At 72.7% G+C, this 18976-nt stretch carries 15 protein-coding genes; 8 read left to right on the top strand and 7 right to left on the bottom strand.

The window, feature by feature from the left end:
* From H1A17_RS29260 to H1A17_RS29280, 5 genes are all read left to right on the top strand, one after another.
* Positions 1-2910 (top strand): ATP-binding protein (locus tag H1A17_RS29260; protein WP_375372845.1); only part of this gene is annotated, 2910 nt, incomplete at its 5' end.
* A gap of 2 nt (positions 2911-2912) precedes the next feature.
* Entirely contained in the window at positions 2913-4865 is a 1953-nt protein-coding gene (locus H1A17_RS29265) for an MFS transporter (RefSeq protein WP_194823408.1), read from the top strand.
* Between the two features lie 4 nt (positions 4866-4869).
* Complete coding sequence (locus H1A17_RS29270; RefSeq protein WP_145922102.1) at positions 4870-5418, top strand: hypothetical protein; 549 nt, start codon at positions 4870-4872, stop codon at positions 5416-5418.
* The gene (locus tag H1A17_RS29275) at positions 5415-6590 is read left to right on the top strand and encodes a M23 family metallopeptidase (RefSeq protein WP_194823409.1); all 1176 of its coding nucleotides are present in this window, start codon (positions 5415-5417) and stop codon (positions 6588-6590) included. The genes H1A17_RS29270 and H1A17_RS29275 overlap by 4 nt, the downstream gene beginning before the upstream one ends.
* 13 nt (positions 6591-6603) lie before the next feature.
* Entirely contained in the window at positions 6604-7206 is a 603-nt protein-coding gene (locus H1A17_RS29280; RefSeq protein ID WP_145922104.1) for a hypothetical protein, read from the top strand.
* A gap of 2 nt (positions 7207-7208) precedes the next feature.
* Here the strand turns inward: H1A17_RS29280 and H1A17_RS29285 are convergent, their stop codons facing one another.
* Positions 7209-7772 (bottom strand): hypothetical protein, encoded by a 564-nt coding sequence (locus tag H1A17_RS29285; protein WP_194823413.1) that lies wholly within the window; start codon positions 7770-7772, stop codon positions 7209-7211.
* A 226-nt stretch (positions 7773-7998) separates the two neighbouring features.
* Between H1A17_RS29285 and H1A17_RS29290 the strand changes: the two genes are divergently transcribed.
* Both H1A17_RS29290 and H1A17_RS29295 read left to right on the top strand, forming a co-directional pair.
* A complete protein-coding gene (locus H1A17_RS29290) occupies positions 7999-10782 on the top strand; it encodes an FtsK/SpoIIIE domain-containing protein (protein WP_194823410.1) in 2784 nt (927 codons plus the stop codon).
* A gap of 184 nt (positions 10783-10966) precedes the next feature.
* The gene (locus H1A17_RS29295) at positions 10967-11653 is read left to right on the top strand and encodes a hypothetical protein (RefSeq protein ID WP_240763084.1); all 687 of its coding nucleotides are present in this window, start codon (positions 10967-10969) and stop codon (positions 11651-11653) included.
* 33 nt (positions 11654-11686) lie between these two features.
* On the opposite strand, the gene folE is transcribed toward H1A17_RS29295, so the two are convergent.
* The 4 genes from folE to H1A17_RS29315 form a co-directional block, all read right to left on the bottom strand.
* Entirely contained in the window at positions 11687-12349 is a 663-nt protein-coding gene (gene folE, locus H1A17_RS29300; protein ID WP_145922107.1) for a GTP cyclohydrolase I FolE, read from the bottom strand.
* 35 nt (positions 12350-12384) lie between these two features.
* Entirely contained in the window at positions 12385-14391 is a 2007-nt protein-coding gene (ftsH, locus tag H1A17_RS29305) for an ATP-dependent zinc metalloprotease FtsH (protein ID WP_145922108.1), read from the bottom strand.
* Between the two features lie 379 nt (positions 14392-14770).
* On the bottom strand, positions 14771-15346 hold the full coding sequence (hpt, locus tag H1A17_RS29310) for a hypoxanthine phosphoribosyltransferase (RefSeq protein WP_145922109.1): 576 nt from the start codon (positions 15344-15346) through the stop codon (positions 14771-14773).
* A gap of 99 nt (positions 15347-15445) precedes the next feature.
* Positions 15446-15583 (bottom strand): hypothetical protein, encoded by a 138-nt coding sequence (locus H1A17_RS29315; protein ID WP_168222574.1) that lies wholly within the window; start codon positions 15581-15583, stop codon positions 15446-15448.
* Between the two features lie 150 nt (positions 15584-15733).
* On the opposite strand from H1A17_RS29315, the gene H1A17_RS29320 reads away from it, so the two are divergent.
* On the top strand, positions 15734-16696 hold the full coding sequence (locus H1A17_RS29320; RefSeq protein WP_194823411.1) for a GlxA family transcriptional regulator: 963 nt from the start codon (positions 15734-15736) through the stop codon (positions 16694-16696).
* Positions 16697-16758: 62 nt separating this feature from the next.
* On the opposite strand, the gene H1A17_RS29325 is transcribed toward H1A17_RS29320, so the two are convergent.
* Together H1A17_RS29325 and H1A17_RS29330 are read right to left on the bottom strand one after the other, a co-directional pair.
* Positions 16759-18387 carry a gamma-glutamyltransferase family protein gene (locus tag H1A17_RS29325; RefSeq protein ID WP_145922111.1) on the bottom strand — a complete coding sequence of 543 codons (1629 nt, stop codon included), beginning with the start codon at positions 18385-18387 and terminating at the stop codon, positions 16759-16761.
* A gap of 9 nt (positions 18388-18396) precedes the next feature.
* A partial coding sequence (locus H1A17_RS29330) for a TilS substrate-binding domain-containing protein (RefSeq protein WP_194823412.1) occupies positions 18397-18976 on the bottom strand: 580 nt, incomplete at its 5' end.

Genomic DNA, 18976 nt, shown 5'->3' on the forward strand with positions numbered 1-18976 from the left:
CGGAGCCGGCGCGAGGCCGCCGAGAGGGCGCGCCGGGAGAACGCCGGGTCGGCCCGGCGCGACGGGACGCTGACCCCCCGGCCCCGGCCCACCCCGGTGGAGCCCACCACCCCCGCCTGGCCGGAGGACGTCGCCCCCGCCTGGCCGGAAACGGCCGAACCGATCCGGGCCGAGGCCGTGGTCGCCCCGACCGGCGCGCTGGCCGCCGAACCGGCCCGGCCCGCGCCCGTCGACGCCGACCGGGTCGCACCGGCGGACCCCGGCTCGCGGGAACTGGCCACGCCCCGGGAACGCGCGGCGAGCCGCCGTACCGCGGCGACCAAGCCGGTCCGGGTACGCCCACCGAAGATCAAGTTCGGGGACCGGGACCCGTCGATCGAGCTGGCCATCACCGAGATCGCCGGGCACCTGACGTTCACCCCCAACACGGTCACCGCCTGGTACTGGCTCCCCGAGGTGCGGTGGGCGTTCCGCCCGGACGCCGAACGCGAGGCGCTGCTCTCCGCCATCTCGGAGCAGTACGCCGGCCTGGCCGGCTTCCGGCTGCACCTGCGCCGCACCACCCGGCCGTTCCCCGCCGACGAGTGGGCCCGCACCATCGACGCGCACACCGCGTCACCGCTGCCCGACGTCCCCGGCACACCCGGCTGGGCCGACCACCTGGTCGCCGCCCAGCAGCACCTGATGTCGGTCAACCACGCCGAGGGGCAGACCTACCTGGGGGTCACCTTCGCCCGCCGTTCCCTCGGCGACTCCCTCACCGAACGCCTGCTGCGCGCCTTCGGCAAAGGCACCGCCGACGGTGAACGCCGCAAGCTGGGCCGTACCGTCGAACAGTTCGACGAGGTGCTGGGCAGCTTCGGCATGCGGGGCCGGCGGGTCACCGCGCAGGAGCTGGAATGGCTGCTCTACCGCTCGGTGGCGCTGTGCATGGCCCCGCCCGGTGCGCTCTCCCCGGTGACCAACGGCCGGTGGGAACGCGGCGACCTGCTCGCCCTCACCGAACAGGTCGAGCGTTACCGCACCCCGTACGGCACCACGGTCAAGCTGGTCAACCGGATGACCGGCGAGGAACGGCACGTGGCCGTGCTCGCGGTCGGCCGGATGGAGCCGCTGGAGATCCCCGAACGGCACGAGCCGTGGCTGCACTTCCACGAGCGGCTGCCCTGGCCGATGGAGATCTCCACCCGGGTCGACATCCTCGGCTCCGGCGACTCCTTCCGTAACCTCGAACACCGGCTGCGGATGATCCGCTCGCAGCAGCTCGACTACGCCGAGCACGGCATCGACGCCCCGCCCGAGCTGGAACGGCTCGCCAAGCGGGCGCTGGTGATCGGCGACGAGATGACCACCGGCCTGCCGGTGGACTCCGCCCGGGCGCACGGCTGGCACCGGATCGCCGTGGGCGGCCGGACCCGCGAGGAGTGCATGGAACGGGCCCGCCGGCTCATCCAGCTCTACTCCAGGGAACTGCGCATCTCGCTGCAACACCCGAAGAACCAGGACTGGCTGGCCCGGGAGTTCATCCCCGGCGAACCGATCGCCAACACCGGCTACGTCCGCCGGATGCCGGTGCCGCTGCTGGCCGCCGCGCTCCCCCAGGCGGCGTCGACAGTCGGCGACCGCCGGGGCGACCTGATCGGGCGTACCGCCGGGACCTGCCGCCGGCCGGTCTTCCTCGACCTGCACTTCCCGATGGAGGTACGCGAGCGTTCCGGGCTCGCCGTCTTCGTCGCCGAACCCGGTGGCGGCAAGTCGACCCTGCTCGGCGCGCTCGGCTACCTGGCCGCCCGGCGGGGCGTGCAGGTCACCCTGCTCGACCCGTCCGGTCCGCTGGCCCGGCTGTGCGCCATGCCGGAACTCAAGCCGTACGCCCGGGTGCTCAACCTGACCGGCTCGGAGCCGGGGACGCTGGCCCCGTACGCGCTCATCCCCACCCCGCTGCGCAGCGAGTTCACCACCGGCGCGGCGGGCGACCGGGAGTTCGAGATCGCCGTCTCCAACGCCCGGGCCGAGCGGCGCATGCTGGTGCAGGACATCTGCATGATGCTGGTGCCGCCGCAGGTGGCCCGGGAGGCGTCCACCGCCACCCTGTTCCGGCACGCGGTACGCCAGGTGCCGGCCGAGGAGACGTCCACCCTGGACGACGTGGTCACCTGCCTCCAGGGGCTCGACGACGACGCCGGCCGGGAACTGGCCCACCTGCTGCTCGACACCGCCGAGATGCCCCTGGCCATGCTCTTCTTCGGCCGTCCGCCGGAGGGGCTGCTCGGCGCGGGCGCGGCGCTCACCGTGATCACCATGGCTGGCCTCCGGCTGCCCGACCTCAAGATCGAACGCGAGTACTGGTCGGCCGAGGAGGCGCTGGCCCTGCCGATGCTGCACACCGCGCACCGGCTCGCCGTCCGTCGCTGCTACGGCGGGTCGATGTCCTCGCGCAAGCTCGTCGGCCTGGACGAGGCGCACTTCATGGAGGGCTGGCGCTCCGGCCGCTCCTTCCTGGTCCGCCTCGCCCGCGACTCCCGCAAGTGGAACCTCGCAGCCCTGGTCGCCTCGCAGAACCCGAAGGACATCCTCGGCCTCGACGTCCAGAACCTCGTCTCCACCGTCTTCGTCGGCCGCATCGCCGAGGACTCCGAGATCGCCTCCGAGGCGCTCCGGCTGCTCCGGGTGCCGGTCGACGACGGCTACGAGGCCACCCTGGCCTCCCTGTCCGCCGTCGACACCACCTCCGCCACCCGGCTCGGCTTCCGCGAGTTCGTCATGCGGGACGTGGACGGCCGGGTGCAGAAGGTCCGGGTCGACGTGTCGTACGTCGAGGGGCTGCTGGACCACCTCGACACCACCCCCGCCGCGGTCGCCCAGGCCGCCGGGATACTGCCGACCGTCCTGGCTGATCTGGAGGCGTGACAATGGCGAGGGCCCGGGCACGGATCACGGCGCTCCTCCTCGCACTCGGCGTACTCGCCGGTGCCACGATCGCCTGGCCGGTGGTCGGGGCCACACCGGCGTACGCCCGTACCCCGGTCACGGCACAGGCGGCTGCCGATCTCTGCACCACCAAGGAGTGGCAGGCCGACTTCCGCGCCTGCGTCGCCAAGCTCAAGCAGGTCAGCGAGACCGAGGTGGACTGCCGCAAGCCACCGGTGCCGTCAGCCCCGGACTCCGGCCTGGCCGGTTGGTTCGCCTCCCGCCCCGACGCATCGAAGCTTCCCGGGCCGAAGGGCCTCTACAGCGACTACGGCTACGGCGGCTACAGCTTCAACACGTACGACGTGGAAGGAGGATGCGCCTCCACCGTCCTCCATCCGGACTACAAGTTCACCACCACCGTCGCCAACGGGGAACTGATGATGGCCACCGCCGTGGTGGGTGCCTCGAACGCGCTCCGGGAACGCGCCTGGGACCCCCGGTCGATGTGGAACTGGGCCGACCCGCTGGTGGAGAAGGCGACCAAGGCCGTCTACCAGAAGGTGTTCAGCGTCTTCGGCATCGTGACGCTCTGTGTGGTGGGCCTCTACCTGCTCTGGCGTTCCCGCCAGTCGGACATGAGCAACGCGATGACCACCGCGGGCTGGGCCCTGCTGGTGATGGTCGCGGTGACCGCCCTGGCCGCCTGGCCGGTGAAGTCCGCCAACATTGCCGACGGCACCCTCATCACCTCACTGGGCGTCGTCCATGACGCCGTTGGACCAGCGACACGGGACATTCCACCAGACAAGTGCGTTCTGCCGAATCCCGATGCTTGTGTGGACAAGCGCCCCCCGGCCGTCCGCGCCAGTGACACCGCCACCGAATCGATGTTGTATCGCAACTGGCTGCGCGGGGTGTTGGGCTCGGCGGACAGCGAGACGGCCAAGAAGTACGGGTCGGCCCTCTACGATGCCAAGTCGCTCTCGTGGGAAGAGGCCGAGAAGCTCCGGGAGAATCCGGCCACCCGCGACGCCACCATCAAGGCCAAGCAGCAGCAGTGGATGACGGTCGCCGAGCAGATCAAGACCGAGGATCCTGAGGCGTACGAGTATCTCCAGGGCAGCCGGGACATGGACCGGATCGGTTCCGGGTTCATCGCGGTCCTGGCCTCGTTGCTCTTCGCCATGTTCGACCTCACCGCCTCGTTGCTGGTGCTGCTCGGATTCATGATCTTCCGGTGGGCGGTGATCGCCGCACCGATCCTGGGCACGATCGGCCTGCTCCGCCCGGCCAGCGCCGGGCTGCGACGGCTGGCGAACGCCGTGGTCGCTGCCGTGTTCAACATCGCCATCTTCGGCACCGGAGCGGCGATCTACCTGTTCGCCGTCGACCTGATCATGAGCACTCCGACCCTGCCGGGCTGGCTCCAGGTGGTGCTGGTCTGGCTCTGTGGTGTGGTCGGTTGGCTGCTGCTCCGGCCCTACCGGAGGATCACCCAGCTCGGCGGCAAGGACAGCAGCGAGGCGGTCGGCTCGGCCGGGTCGTGGCACCGCCGGTTCTTCCGGGACATGCGCGTCGCCGCCCGACTCGACGTGGCCGAGCCCGGGGGTACGGCCGAGCCGAAGCTCACCCGGGGGCGCGGGGTCGCGCTGGAACCGGCCACCCTGCGTCCTGAGGCCAGGCGGGAGGACCCGAGCCACTCGACGGTCAGCACGCCGGCGCAGCGGGAGCGCCCGGATGGACAAGAACGCGTCGACGAGACCGAGGTGAAGCCACCGGCGCGGGAGGGCAGTCGGCCCACGGCCGCACCCCGCCCACGGCGTCGTCCAGCGAGTTGGACCGAGCCGGACGTGCCGGAGGAGGCCCCGTCCTTCGTGGTCTACCGACCCGACTCCGCACCGGCACCGACGCCCGTGAAGCCCAGCCCCCGTATCCGCTCCGAGGCCAGGTGACACGATGCGGAGAGCGGTCGAACTTCTCTTCACGCGGCTCATCCGGTCGCGGCTCGGCATCGCGCTCGTGATCGCCGTGCTGGTGCTCGGGGTGATCAGCACGGCCCGCCTGGTGTCCGGTCCCGACGACCTCACGGCGGGACTCAGCAGCCGCCCTCGGGAACCGATCACCACCGTCGATCCGGAGGAGGGTGACGACGGGGTCATCGCCACCCCGCTCCCGGAGTCGCCCCGTACCCGGCCCGGGGAGTTGACCCCCGAACAGACGGCGACCCGGTTCACCACCGCCTGGCTGGGGGGATCCACCACCCCCGCGGAGCAGTGGCAGGCGGCTCTGCGGCCGATGTCGACGCCGGAGCTCACCGAGAAGTTGACCGGTGCCGATCCGGCCGGAGTGCCTGCCGTCAAGATCGCCGGCGCCCCGACGCTGCGTCCTCGGACGGCGGTCTTCACGGAGGTTCTGGTTCCGTTGGAGGGCGGACGGCTGCGGCTGGAACTGGTTGCCCCCGACGGCCGCTGGTTGGTGGATGCCGTGGACTGGGAGCGGGAATGACTAGCGAACTGTCACCGACCGGAGCCCCACGCCGCCGGGTCCGGGTGGGTGCCGTCGCCGCCGCGCTGACCGGCGCTCTCGCGTTGCTCTGCTGCGGTGGCGGCAGTGCCGCGTTCTTCTTGACCAATCTCGGCGGCGACCAGGAAACCCTGGTGTCGAATGAGCAGCAGTGCGATGACGAGCATCGGGTCAACGTCACCGGCAAGATGCCCCGGATGTCCGCGTACGGGGCCAGCCAGATGCGTAATGCGGCGGTCATCATCAAGGTCGGTCAGGACATGAAGGTGCCACCCCGGGGCTGGGTGATCGCGGTGGCCACGGCGATGCAGGAGTCGGCGCTGCGCAACCTGTCCAACAGCACCGTCGCCGGTTCCCGCGGCATCCCGAACGAGGGTGTCGGCTCTGACCACGACTCCCTCGGTCTCTTCCAGCAGCGGGCCGGCTGGGGCAGCGTCACCCAGCGGATGAGCCCCGACTATGCGGCCCGCAAGTTCTACGAGAAGCTGCTGAAGATCGACGGTTGGGAGCACATGCCCCTGACCCGGGCCGCGCAGAAGGTGCAGATCAGCGCCTACCCCGATGCGTACGCGAAGCACGAGGACGTCGCCAGTCAGATCGTAAACGCGCTCGCCGGTGGCGCTGCCCGCACGGTCCAGATCGCCGAGCGGGCGGTCTGCGACCGGGCCTCCGCCCGGACCATCGCCGCTTCCGGCTGGACCGCGCCGATCGACGGCGGGGTCGGTTCCGGCTTCCGTACGGCGAGCCGACCGCGACACAACGGCGTGGACATCGGCGCCCGCAAGCGAACCGAGATCCACGCCGCTGCCACCGGCCGGGTACTGGTGGCCCGCTGCGATCCGGACCACCGTGGCAACCGCAACTGTGACGTCGACGGTTTCCCCGGCAAGGGAGGGTGCGGGTGGTTCGTGGACATCCTGCACGCCGGCGGCTTCATCACCCGGTACTGCCACATGATCGAAAAACCCCGGGTGGTCCCCGGGCAACTCGTCAAGGCCGGCGAGGTGATCGGGCTGGTCGGAAGCAGTGGCAACTCCTCCGGCCCGCACCTGCACTTCGAGGTGCACATCGACAGCAACCGCAGCTTCTCCGGCGGGATCAACCCGGTGCCGTTCATGCGGCAGCGCGGTGCACCGCTGAACGGTTCGGCATGAGGCCGTCGCCCCGATGAGCGGACCGCTGCCGGACCCGTTCGCCGGTCAGCCCGACTGGGCACCACTTCCACCACGGCCGGTCGAGATCGTTCCCGCCACGGGTCGGGTCGAACTGCGCGGCCGGCGGGTCCTCGTCGGGCTCCCCGGACTCGGTTGGCGGGGAGACCTCCGCGCCGACGAGCGGGTGGTGCAGGGCAGCCGCACCTACGTGCCGGTCATCCCCGAGCACGAGTGGTACCGGGCCGAAGCCGACCAGGTGGAGGTCTTCGCCCCGCTCGTCCCCGTCGAGCGGGTCTGGGTGGAGACCCTGGGCGACCGGCCTGCCCCCACCGGGCCGGTCCGCGAGCAGGGGATCCAACTCGTCTCGCTGGACGGGCCGACGCACCGGGCCCCCACCCCGGTCTTCGAGACCGACGCGGTCAGCGGACGACGGGTGGTCCACGTCGAGGACGGCGTCGAACACCGCGACCTACGCGCGGTGACCGAATCCTACTCCGGTGCCGACGGCGACATCTGCGTCCGGGTCACACCGGAACTGGAGTGGTATCGCTGGGCCTGGCGCGGACAACCGCCCACCACGATGGAAATCCCCGTCCACCTGCTGTGGATCGAATGACCTCAACCAACCTTGTTGGCCCTGCAGACTGTCCAATGCTCGTCAAGCCGAGTCTGAAATTGCCAACGCTGGCGATCACTCTGTGAGATGCCATCCACCGCAGCTGAGAGAATCAGATCAGTCTCCACCTGAGCGGTTTCGCCGTCTCGTTGTACGGAAAGTGCACCCCAACTGACGGTTAGGGTAGCTGAGAAGCGGCGCTCCCTGTCACGTAGATCATCACGAAGCGCTCGAAGCGTCGCCAACCCGTCTGAACTATCGTTGCAAACGAGAAGCCCGGCGCGGGTGTCGTTCTCGTTGACCAGGAACTCACGCAGATAGTTGTCGACGACGACGTCCGGGGCGCTGCGGTCCGGGGTGGCGGCCCGCTCGTACAGCACGTACCCGGTGATCCCGCCGCCAACGCATAGCAACGCCAGCACCCCGGCGACGACGGTGAGGACGGTCCGGAGCCGGCGGGGTGGACGCTGCGGTGGTGCCGGCAGCGGCGCAGGGGGTGCCGAGTGCTCCGGCGGGGTCCGCTGCGCCGGAACTCGGGACACCTGGGAACCGGCGGGGGGCTGCACTGATTCCACCCCCTGAGGCTATCGGCTGGACGCTCCGTACCCAATGCCCCGGAAGCTGCGGATCGTGACAGGCCGACCCCGGGAGGTGAGAGTTCGCCGCGATTTGCGACAAGCCCGGCGCACCGCCGCCGCGCTTCCCGGAGGAGCGGCCGGGGCTGGGATACGGTCTGCAGTCGGGGAGGCTTCCCGTCGCGAACAGCGGGGTGGACGCACCTCGGAAAGAGGGGTGGACGCGGTGGCCGGTCCGAAGGCTCGCACGAACCGCGCCGCAGCCCTGCACCGCCGGGCCGCCGCGACCGTCGCCGCTGCCGCCACGGTCCTCGACGAGATCCGTCCGGCCCCCGCCGACCAGCGCCGCCAGTACGAGCTGGCGGACCGGCTGCGGCACGCGGCCGTACTGCTCGCCCCGGGCTGGGCCGGGGACGCCCTGGAGGACCTGTCCGCGGACACCCCGTGCGGTGAGGAGCATCCGCCCTTCGTCCGGATCGGTACGGGGGCCCCGCTGGAGGATGCACGCTTCCCGGCGCTGGTGCCGCTGCTCGGCTCGGCGCATCTGACTCTCGACGTGGACGTGCGTGACAATCGGGTGGTGGGCCTCGTCCGGGCCGTGTTGCTGCGGCTGCTGGCGGCCACTCCGGCGGGTTGCCTGCTGGTCCGTGGGGTCGACGGCACCGTCCCACCGGGCACCGCAGGCACCGGCACCCGACCGAACACCGGCACCGCCGACACCATCACCCGCCCGGTCACCGCCAGCCCCGGCCCGAGCACCGGCACCGGCACCGGCACCGGCACCGGCAGAGCCGACGCTGGACAAGCCGGCACCGGAAGCGCCGACACCACAGGAGCCGCCCCCCGGAACGCCACCGCCGCGAATGCACCGCGTAACAGCGAGACCGGAGAGGCCCGGGACGGCGCCGTCTTCGCCCCGTTCACCGCGCTGGCCGACGCCGGCCTCTTCCCGCCTCCGGCGACGGACGTGGTCGGTCTGCGGGCGGTGCTCGCCGAGGCCGAGCAGTGGGTCTCCCCGGGGGCCGGACGGCCCCGCCGGCACGACCGGACGTTGCTGCTGGTGATCGCCGGGCTGCCCGGGTCGACCGGGCCGAGTGACCTGGACCGGATCGTGGCGCTCGCCGAACGGGGCCGGGGTGCCGGTCTGTACCTGGTGGTCGCCGGCTGGCCGACGGCCCGGCCACCGTTGCCGCAGGCCACCCCGGTACGGCTGCGTACCTCGTACGCGCTGTTGGGTGATCCGCCGGGCAGCCCGTTCAGCGGTCCGGGCACCGACGCGCCGGGTGGCCTGAACTGTCCCGTCCTCGTCGACGAGGACCCGGGCGCGGAGCTGATCGGGGCGGTCTGCCGTCGGCTGGCCGACCAGGTGGAGGCGGGCTCCCGGCTGGGTCTCGCCGAGCTGCTGCCGCCCGGGGACGCGCCGCTCTGGGCGTCCTCGTCGGTCGACGGCCTGTCCACCACGGTGGGCGATGCCGGCGGCCGGCCGGTCACCGTGGGTTTCACCGAGTTGACCCCGCACTGGCTGGTCAGCGGCCGGTCGGATGCGGACCGGTCGGCCTTCCTGACCAACACCCTGCTCGGCCTGGCCGCCCGGTACGGCCCGGACGAGCTGGCCCTGTACCTGGTGGACCTGGGTGCCGGGGAGTCGTTCGTGGAGTTCCTCCAGACCCAGCGGGACAGGTCGTGGGTGCCGCAGGTCCGCGCGGCGGGGATGGCCGCCGACCCGGAGTACGTGCGGGACCTCTTCGACCAGTTGGCGGCGGAGATCCATCGCCGGGAGGAGGCGGCGGCGCGGGCCGGCGGTCAGCGTTTCGCCGAGCTGCGTGACCATCAGCCGCTGCCGCGCGTCGTCTGCGTCATCGACAACTTTCCGCTGCTGCTGGCGGATCGGGATCCGGTGGCCGCCGAGGTGCTGGCCCGGTTGGACGGGCTGGCCCGGTCGGGGCGCGCATACGGTGTGCACCTGGTGCTGGCCGGCGCGGGTGACCTGGGTGTCGGCGCGGGACCGGCCCCCCGGGACTCGGTGCTGGGGCAGTTCCCGGTGCGGGTGGCGCTCGCCGGTGGCAGTGCGGTGCTGATGCCGACCAACGACGCCGCCGCAGGTCTGGCGGTGGGCAGTGCCGTGGTCAACACCGCAGGTGGCCTGGGTGGCCCTCGGGGCGCGACGCGCGGGCACGAGCGGCTGGTCCGGTTCCCCGACCCGCACGACGCGCCGGAGGTGGTGCAGGAGCTGCGGCACCGGCTGTTCGCCGCACGGCCGGAGAGTGCCGTACCACCGGTGGTGTTCGCGGGGTGGGCCCGGCCGTTGCTCGGCAACGATCCCCGGATGCGTGCGGCGGTGGCCGGCCGGTGCGGGGCGCCGGCGGCGCTGCTGGGCCGGGCGGTCGACGTGGCCCGGACGACCGTCGCGGTGCCGCTGGGCCCGGTGGCCGGCCGTAACCTGGCTGTCCTCGGGCCGGGTCCGGCGGCGGCGACGCTGCTGGCGACGGCCGCGCGCAGCACCGCCGCGCACCATCCGCCGGGTAGCGCGGAGTTCGTGCTCGCGCCGCTGGCCGAGGGGTCCGCGCCGCTGGCCGCCGCCCTCGCCGCCGAGCTGGGCGGGCGTCACCGGGTGTCGACGGTGGACGGGCCGGGGTTGCTGACCGTGCCCCCGGGCACCGGCCCGACCTACCTGGTGGTGTTCGGGGTGGACGTGCCCTCGGCGGAGGAGCTGCCGCCGGACCGGCTGCGTGCGCTACTGCGGGAGGGCCCGCCGGCGGGTCGGCACCTGCTGGGCTGGTGGCGGACGGTGCCACCGCTGGCCGGGTTGGTGGAGCCGGACGGCGAGGTCGGGAAGCTGGCCGCGGTCGCGGCGGTCGACGTGCCGGGTGCGCAGCTCGCCCCGCTCTTCGGGCACCCGGTGCAGTGGCGTCCCCGGCCGGCCCGGGTGGTCCTCTGGGACACCACCGACGACCGGGGCACGGTCCTGGTGCCGTTCGCCGACGAGGCGGACCCCACGTGACCAGCCACGACGAGGCCCCCGCCGGGGCCACCAACGATGCGGCCGGCATGTGGCGACCGGGCGTGGCCGGCCACGGAGCGCGGCGTACGGGACCGACCGCCAGGAGGACCGCAGGTGACCGACCGCGAGGGGGACCGGGCGTGACCGGCCGCGAGGAGCGTCGGGCGTGAGCATCGACGACGCCGTGACGGTGGCTCCGGTCCGACAGCGGACCGGCGGCGGGCCGGCCCCGTCGGTGGCCGCCGCCTGGACCGACTACCTGGCCGCCGCCCGTCAGCTCGACGGGGTACGCCGGGGCGCGGCGACGGCCGCTGCCGCCCAGGCCCGTGCGGTGGAGGCGGCCCGCGCCGAGCTGACCGAGGTGCGCGACCGGTTGACGCCGCAGCAGGCCCGGCTGCGCGAGCTGGGCGTGCCGGCGATCTCGCTGGCCCCGACGCCACCGGAGCTGGCCGAGGCGACCCGGGCGATGGCGGGTGGTCCGGCGGCGGTGTTGGCCGGCCTGAGGACGGCCCAGGGGTGGGCGGAGGGTGCCGACGCGGCGCTGGCGGCGCGCGGTTCGCTGCGGCCGGCGGCCTGGCCACCCCGGTTGCGCAACCTGCTGGTGTACGGCCCGCTGGCGCTGGTCGTGCCGCTGGTGCAGCTGGTGCTCCTGGTGACCCTCGGCACCGGGCCGGTGGTCGTGGCGGCGCTGCTGGTGGGTCTGCCGATGCCGGCGGCGGCGTTCGCGGCCGGCTGGGTGGGGGTGGGCCGGTTGTTCCCGCCGGGGCCGGACGGCCGGTGGGACCGTACGCCCCGGCTGGGGCTGTTGACCTGCCTGATCCCGGCGGTGGTGACCGCCGCCGGGATCATGCTGGCGCTACTGGCCGGCTGACCCGCGCCGCCCCACGCCCCGAGGCTCAGCAGCTCAGCGGGGAATGATCAGCGACATCGCCTCGGCGCGGGACTTCGCGTCGTGCTGGAGCACGCCCCGCACCGCCGAGGTGATGGTCTTGGCCCCGCTCTTCTGGATGCCGCGCATGGCCATGCACATGTGCTCGCAGTCCAGTATCACGATGACGCCGCGCGGTTGCAGCTTGCTCATCAGCAGGTCGGCGATCTGCGAGGTGAGCCGCTCCTGCACCTGCGGGCGGCGGGCGAAGACCTCGACCAGCCGGGCCAGTTTCGACAGGCCGGTGATCCGGCCGTCGGGGCCGGGGATGTAGCCGATGTGCGCGCTGCCCCGGAACGGCAGCAGGTGGTGTTCGCAGAGACTCATCACGTCGATGTCCCGGACGAGCACCAACTCCTCGTGGTTGGCCTCGAAGGTGGTGCTGAGCACCTGGGACGGGTCGACCCGCAGGCCGGCGAAGAGTTCGGCGTACGCGCGGGCGACCCGGGCCGGGGTCTGCTGGAGGCCGTCCCGGTCGGGGTCCTCGCCGACCGCGATGAGGATCTCGCGGACCGCCTTCTCGATCCGGCCGAGGTCCATGGTGTCCTCGATCGGGCGACCGTTGAGCTTGCCGCTGATCAGCCGGGCGGCGACGTAGTCCAACATCTCGTCACCGGGCTCGGTGGACGAGGCGGCCAGCCCCGGGTTGTCGGGGCTGGCCGCGGCGTCGGTGTTCAGTGCAGACCGTCCGAGTTGTTCGTGGCCCCGCCGACGGAGATGCCGTCGGCCGTGGCCTGCGCCTTGAGCTTCTCCTTCTCGGCCGGGGTGAGCACCGGCGGCTCGGTGGAGGGCAGCCGCTTGCCGAAGCCGTTGTACGGGGCCATCGGCGGGCGCTTGACCACCCGGGAGCAGATCCGGGCCATGTCGGCGGTGGAGAGGGTCTCCTTCTCCATCAGCTCCAGGACCATGTTGTCCAGGACGTCCCGGTACTCCACCAGGATCTCCCAGGCCTCGTCGTGGGCCAGTTCGATCAGGGCCCGCATCTCGCCGTCGATCTCGGCGGCGACCGAGTCGGAGTAGTCCCGCTCGTGGCCCATGTTGCGGCCGAGGAACGGTTCGTCCCCGCTGGTGCCGTACTTGATCGCGCCGAGCTTCGAGCTCATGCCGTACTGCGTGATCATCGCGCGGGCCAACTGGGTGGCCTTCTCGATGTCGTTGCCGGCCCCGGTGGTGGGCTCGTGGAAGACGAGTTCCTCGGCGGCCCGGCCACCCAGCGCGTACGCCAGGGTGTCGATCATCTCGGCCCGGGTCTGGGTGTACTTGTCCTCGGTCGGCAGGACCAGGGTGTGCCCCAGCGAGCGACCCCGGGACAGGATCGTCACCTTGTGCACCGGCGCGGCGTGCGGCAGCGCCCAGGCGACCAGCGCGTGCCCACCCTCGTGGTACGCGGTGATCTTCTTCTCCTGGTCGCTCATCACCCGGGTCCGGCGCTGCGGCCCGGCGATCACCCGGTCGATCGACTCCTCAAGCGAGTCGTTGGTGATCGCCCGCTGTTCCTTACGGGCGGTGAGCAGCGCCGACTCGTTGATCACGTTGGCCAGGTCGGCACCGGAGAAGCCGGGGGTACGCCGGGCGACCGCGTCGAGGTCGACGTCGGGCGTGAACGGCTTGCCCTTGGCGTGCACCCGCAGGATCGCCTTGCGGCCCTCCATGTCGGGGGCGTCGACCGGGATCTGCCGGTCGAACCGGCCCGGACGCAGCAGCGCCGGGTCGAGGATGTCCGGCCGGTTGGTGGCGGCGATCAGGATGACCCCGCCCTTGGTGTCGAAGCCGTCCATCTCGACGAGCAGCTGGTTGAGGGTCTGCTCCCGCTCGTCGTGGCCGCCGCCCATGCCGGCGCCACGGTGCCGGCCGACGGCGTCGATCTCGTCGACGAAGACGATCGCCGGGGCGTTCGCCTTGGCCTGCTCGAAGAGGTCCCGGACCCGGCTCGCGCCGACACCGACGAACATCTCGACGAAGTCGGAACCGGAGATCGAGTAGAACGGCACCCCGGCCTCGCCGGCGACGGCGCGGGCCAGCAGCGTCTTACCGGTACCGGGCGGACCGAAGAGCAGCACGCCCTTCGGGATCTTGGCACCCAGGGCCTGGTATTTCGCGGGGTTCTGGAGGAAGTCCTTGATCTCGTGGAGTTCCTCGACCGCCTCCTCGGCCCCGGCGACGTCCGCGAAGGTCGTCTTCGGGGTGTCCTTGGTGATCATCTTCGCCTTGGACTTGCCGAAGTTGAGCACCCGGGAGCCGCCGCCCTGCATCTGCGACATGAAGAACAGCAGCAGGAGCACGAGCAGCGCGATGGGCAGCAGGTTGACCAGCAGGCTCACCCAGATGCTGTCGGACGACACCTTGGCGTCGGCCGGGCCGGTGACCCGGTTGGCCGCCTTGGCCTCCAGCACCTCGTTCCAGACCTGCTCGCCGGCCTGGTAGGGGAACTGGGCCTCGATCCGGTCGGTCGTGGTGTCGCCGAACTTGGTCTTCTCGGCCAGGTTGAGCTGGAGCGTCTGCTCCTTGTCCTGGAAGACGACTTTGTTGATCTTGGCGGTGTGCAGTTGGTCGAGCGCAACGGAAGTGTCCACGCGGTGGTAGCTGGGACCAGCGGTGAACAGCTGACTGAGCACAACGGCGCCGAGGATGACCAGGATGATCCAGACCACCGGTCGGCGGAAGAAACGCGTACGTTCCATGCTGTTGTCGAGCGCCGAGGCGCCCGCATCCTCCTGATCGACGTCCTGACCGTCTGAATGGTGTCGCCGCCGGGGGCGGCGTCGAGCCGCCGTGCGGGCCGGCCTCGACCCCGAGGCGCGCGAACTGCCGCACCGCGGTCTCTCGACGGTACACCGTTAGTGCCAGGTGCGAGCTTGCGAGCCCGGCACTTACGCGGACGGCGAACCGGGGTTTCAGCCGGCGTGGCGGGAGACTGCGCACCGACCCCACCGACCGCCCGGTCACGCGGGTCGGGGTGCCGGGCACGGAGATGCCCCCGCGCCACCGACACCCACCGTAGTGGGATTTGCTGGGAGCCCGCTGAACGTCCGCTCGATGGACACCGATACGAGCGGGAAGTCAGGCCCGGGCGTAGACCTCGGGCTTGAGCACCCCGACGTACGGCAGCTCGCGGTAGCGCTCGCCGAAGTCGAGGCCGTAGCCCACCACGAACTCGGTGGGGATGTCGAAGCCGACGTACTTCACCGGGACCGGGACCTTCACCGCGTCGGGCTTGCGGAACAGGGCCACCACCTCGACGCTGGCGGCCGACCGGGACTCCAGGTACCGCAGCAGCCAGGACAGGGTCAGGCCGGAGTCGACGATGTCCTCGACCACCACCACGTGCCGGCCGGCGATGTCCCGGTCGAGGTCCTTGAGGATGCGCACCACGCCGGAGGAGGTGGTGCCCTGGCCGTACGAGGAAATGGCCATGAAGTCCAGCTCGACGGGCGGACCCTGCCGGCCCAGCGCGCGGGCGAAGTCGGCCATGAACATGACCGCGCCCTTGAGGACGCAGACGAGCAGCAGTCCGTCGGTGACCCCGGCGTAGTCCGCCGAGACCTGCTTGGCCAGCTCCGCCGTCTTCTCGCGGATCTGCGCCTCGGAGATGATCACGTGATCGATGTCGGCGTCGTACCAGGAGCCGTCAGCCATGCTCCTAGCCTGCCGTACGCCTGAGGACCCGCGTCGGCGGGGCCGCCCCTTTTGGCGCGGTCCCGCCCCGAATTTTCCGGCACAACGGAATCAACCACCTCAGCAGGTACGGGATCGCCAGCGGCGGCCCTCCTCGGTGGGCTTCCAGTCGGCCGAGTCGCGGGTGTCGGCGGTCAGGCCGAACGCCGAGGCGGCGGTCAGCGCGGCGAGGAAGAGCAGGAACAACACGAACTGCATGGCGGCGCTCGCTTTCTCGCGATCTGAGTGGTTTTCGCCGCCGGTGCGCACCGGACTCATTCCAGTTTCCGCCAGTGGTCCGGGCCGGGACAGTGGCAGTCATGCCAGGTGCCCTCGATTTCCTGCCATGCTTCCGGTTACCCTCGTCACATGATTCGATCGGTGGCGGTCATCGCCTTGGACGAGGTGGCCGTCTTCGAGCTGGGCGTGCTCACCGAGGTCTTCGGCACCGACCGCACCGACGACGACTTCCCCGGCTACCGGTTCACCGTCTGCACCGCCGACGGCGACCCGGTCCGTACCGCCTCCGGGTTCGGCCTCACCCCGCACGCCGACCTCGCCCCGGTCGACGACGCCGACCTGGTCGCCGTGCCCGCGTACACCCAGGGGGGTGAGGTGCCCGAGGCGGTGCTGGCCGCGCTGCGCCGCGCCGCCGACCGGGGGGCGTACGTGTTCAGCGTCTGCTCGGCGGCGTTCGTGCTCGGCGCGGCCGGCCTGCTCGACGGCCGGGAGTGCACCACCCACTGGAAGTACGCCGACGAGCTGCAACGCCGCCACCCGTCGGCCCGGGTCCGGTGCAACAGCCTCTACGTGGCCGACGGGCCGGTGCTGACCAGCGCCGGCACCGCCGCCGGCATCGACGCCTGCCTGCACCTGGTACGCCAGGAACACGGCTCGGTCACCGCCACCCGGCTGGCCCGGCGCATGGTGGTCCCCCCGCACCGCGACGGCGGCCAGTCCCAGTACGTCGAGGCGCCGATCCCGGCCACCCCCGACGCGCCCACCCTCGAACCGGTGCTGAGCTGGCTGGTGGGGCACCTGGACCGGCCGACCACGGTGGACGAGCTGGCCGCCCGCGCCGGCATGTCACCACGTACCTTCGCCCGCCGGTTCCGGGCCGAGACCGGCACCACCCCGCACGACTGGCTGACCAACCAGCGGGTGCTGCTGGCCCGCCGGCTGCTGGAGGAGACCCGGCTGAGCGTGGAGAGCGTCGCCGGCCGCTCGGGTTTCCCCGACGCCGCCGCCCTGCGTCACCACTTCGCCCGCCGGGTCGGCACCACCCCGCAGGGCTACCGCACCACCTTCCGCGACCGCGTCCCCACCGCCTGAGCCCGCCACCGGCCCGGGGCGGACCGGCCACGGCCGCACGTCGCCGGCCGGACGCGCCGGGATCAGTAGCCCAGCGCCGCGCCGTCGACCCGGGGCTCCGCGCCGACCACCCAGCCGCCGGCCGGGGCCCGCCACAGCGCCTGGCCGTACCCGAAGACGGACGGCTCGTCGGCGACGGTGACCTCGTGGCCCCGGGCGCGCAACCCCGCGACCAGGCCGGGCTCGGCCGCCAGGGCCGGCTCGACCAGCAGGGTCCGGCCGGCGTGCCAGTACCAGCGGGGGGCGTCGAGGGCGGCCTGCGGGTCACGGCCGTCGTCGACGGTCGCGGCGACCAGTTGGACGTGTCCCTGCGGCTGCATGTGCCCGCCCATCACCCCGAACGGCCCGACCGGTGCGCCGTCGCGGGTCAGGAAACCCGGGATGATCGTGTGGAAGGGCCGCTTGGCGGGCCCCACCAGGTTGGGGTGGCCCGGGTCGAGGCGGAAACCGGTGCCCCGGTTCTGTAGGGCGAAGCCGTGGCCGGGCAGCACCACCCGGGAGCCGAACCCCAGGTAGGTGGACTGGATCAGGCTGACCATCAGGCCGTCCGCGTCGGCCGTGCAGAGGTAGACGGTGCCGCCCCGCTCCGGGTCGCCGGACACCGGGTCGCCGGCCCGGTCGGTGAGCAGCGCCCGCCGCGCCGCCAGGTAGCCCGGGTCGAGCAGGCCGGCGGTCGGCACGTCGGCGCGTTCCGGATCGGCCACGTGGGCGTGCGCGTCGGCGAAGCCGAGCTTGACCGCCTCCACCTGCCGGTGCACCCGGACCACCGGATCGGCGGCGGGGTCGAGGCCGTCGAGGACGCCCAGCGCCTGGAGCGCGGCCAGCCCCTGCCCCGGCGGCGGCAGCTCCCACACCTCGTGCCCCCGGTAGCGGACGCAGACCGGGTCGACCCAGGTCGAGGTGTGGGCGGCCAGGTCGGCGGCGGTGAGGAAGCCGCCGGTACGGGCGGCGTGCCGGTCCAGCGCCGCCGCGATCGCGCCCCGGTAGAAGTCCTCCGCGCCGGTGTCGGCGATCAGCCGTAGCGTCCGGGCCGCCGCCGGGTTGCGCCAGCGTTCGCCGGCCCGGGGCGCGCGACCCGCCACCGTGAAGACCCGGTCGAACTCGGTGTACTCGGCGCCCGTCGGCACCGGCTGCGCCAGCGCCCGCGCCCAGGTGGCGGCGGTGCCGGTGGAGACAGGGTGACCGTGCTCGGCGTACCCGACGGCGTCGGTGAAGAGGTCGGCGAAGGGCAGCACGCCGAACCGGTCGTGCAGGTCCCGCCAGCCGGCCGGCGCACCGGGCACCGTCACCGGCAGCCAGCCCCGGGCGGGCATCGCCGGCCCGGACGCCTGCGCGCCACCGAGCGCCGCCACCGGCTCCGTCGCCACCCCGCCGGTGGCGGCCAGCACCACCTCCCGGGTCAGCCCGGCCGGTGACCGCCCGGCGGCGGCGAGACCGTGCAGCCGGTCGCCGTCCCAGACGATGGCGAACAGGTCACCACCGATGTCGTTGGACGGCGGCTGCACCACGGTCAACGTGATCGCGGTGGCCAGCGCCGCGTCGACGGCGTTGCCGCCGCGTCGCAGCACGGCCAGGCCCGCCGCCGCCGCGAGCGGATGGCTGGTCGAGACGGCACCGTGCGGGGCGAACAGGGCACTGCGGGGGTACGCCATCAGCCCTGTCTACCGCACCGGCGCGGGCCCGCCCAGGTCCACGGGGAGCAGCCGGCCGTCCCGACGGCCGACGCGTACGCCACCCGGCAGGGCGGTCGGGCCCTGTCCACGCCAGGCGGTGACCAGGGCGTCCAGCGCGTCGACGTGCCGGTGGGACAGCGCACCGGGTGGTGCCCCCAGCTCCCGCGCCCAGGCGTGCAGCACCCGGCCACGTACCGCCCCGGAAAGCCCGGCCAGCGCCGGCACGGACAGCCCGCCGCCGTCGCGTACCCCCGGGGTGCCGTCGGGCCGGGGCTGCGGGGTGCCGAGGGCGGCGGCGGCCAGGTCGTCCAGCGCGGCGGTGTCGGCGGCGAGCAGTCGGGCGGTACGCGCCAGGTTGTCCACCACCCCGTCGCCGAGCGCCGCGACCAGCGCCGGCAGCGCGTCGGCGCGGACCCGGGCCCGCGCGTACGACGGGTCGGTGTTGTGCGGGTCCTGCCAGGGGGTCAGGTCGAGCGCCGTGCACGCGTCGCGGGTCTGCGCCCGGGTGACGTCGAGCAACGGGCGCAGCAGCGGCACCCCGGCCAGGTCCCGCCGGGCGGGCATCCCG

This window comes from Micromonospora sp. S-DT3-3-22, assembly GCF_015354745.1.
GTDB classification, from domain to species: Bacteria; Actinomycetota; Actinomycetes; order Mycobacteriales; family Micromonosporaceae; genus Micromonospora; species Micromonospora wenchangensis.

What these genes read in the sequence shown, in the direction of transcription:
- H1A17_RS29265 (WP_194823408.1), top strand. Translation starts at nt 2,913, where the DNA reads ATGGCGAGGGCCCGGGCACGGATCACGGCGCTCCTCCTCGCACTCGGC.
- H1A17_RS29270 (WP_145922102.1), top strand. Translation starts at nt 4,870, where the DNA reads ATGCGGAGAGCGGTCGAACTTCTCTTCACGCGGCTCATCCGGTCGCGG.
- H1A17_RS29275 (WP_194823409.1), top strand. Translation starts at nt 5,415, where the DNA reads ATGACTAGCGAACTGTCACCGACCGGAGCCCCACGCCGCCGGGTCCGG.
- H1A17_RS29280 (WP_145922104.1), top strand. Translation starts at nt 6,604, where the DNA reads ATGAGCGGACCGCTGCCGGACCCGTTCGCCGGTCAGCCCGACTGGGCA.
- ftsH (WP_145922108.1), bottom strand. Translation starts at nt 14,391, where the DNA reads ATGGAACGTACGCGTTTCTTCCGCCGACCGGTGGTCTGGATCATCCTG.
- hpt (WP_145922109.1), bottom strand. Translation starts at nt 15,346, where the DNA reads ATGGCTGACGGCTCCTGGTACGACGCCGACATCGATCACGTGATCATC.
- H1A17_RS29315 (WP_168222574.1), bottom strand. Translation starts at nt 15,583, where the DNA reads ATGCAGTTCGTGTTGTTCCTGCTCTTCCTCGCCGCGCTGACCGCCGCC.
- H1A17_RS29320 (WP_194823411.1), top strand. Translation starts at nt 15,734, where the DNA reads ATGATTCGATCGGTGGCGGTCATCGCCTTGGACGAGGTGGCCGTCTTC.
- H1A17_RS29325 (WP_145922111.1), bottom strand. Translation starts at nt 18,387, where the DNA reads ATGGCGTACCCCCGCAGTGCCCTGTTCGCCCCGCACGGTGCCGTCTCG.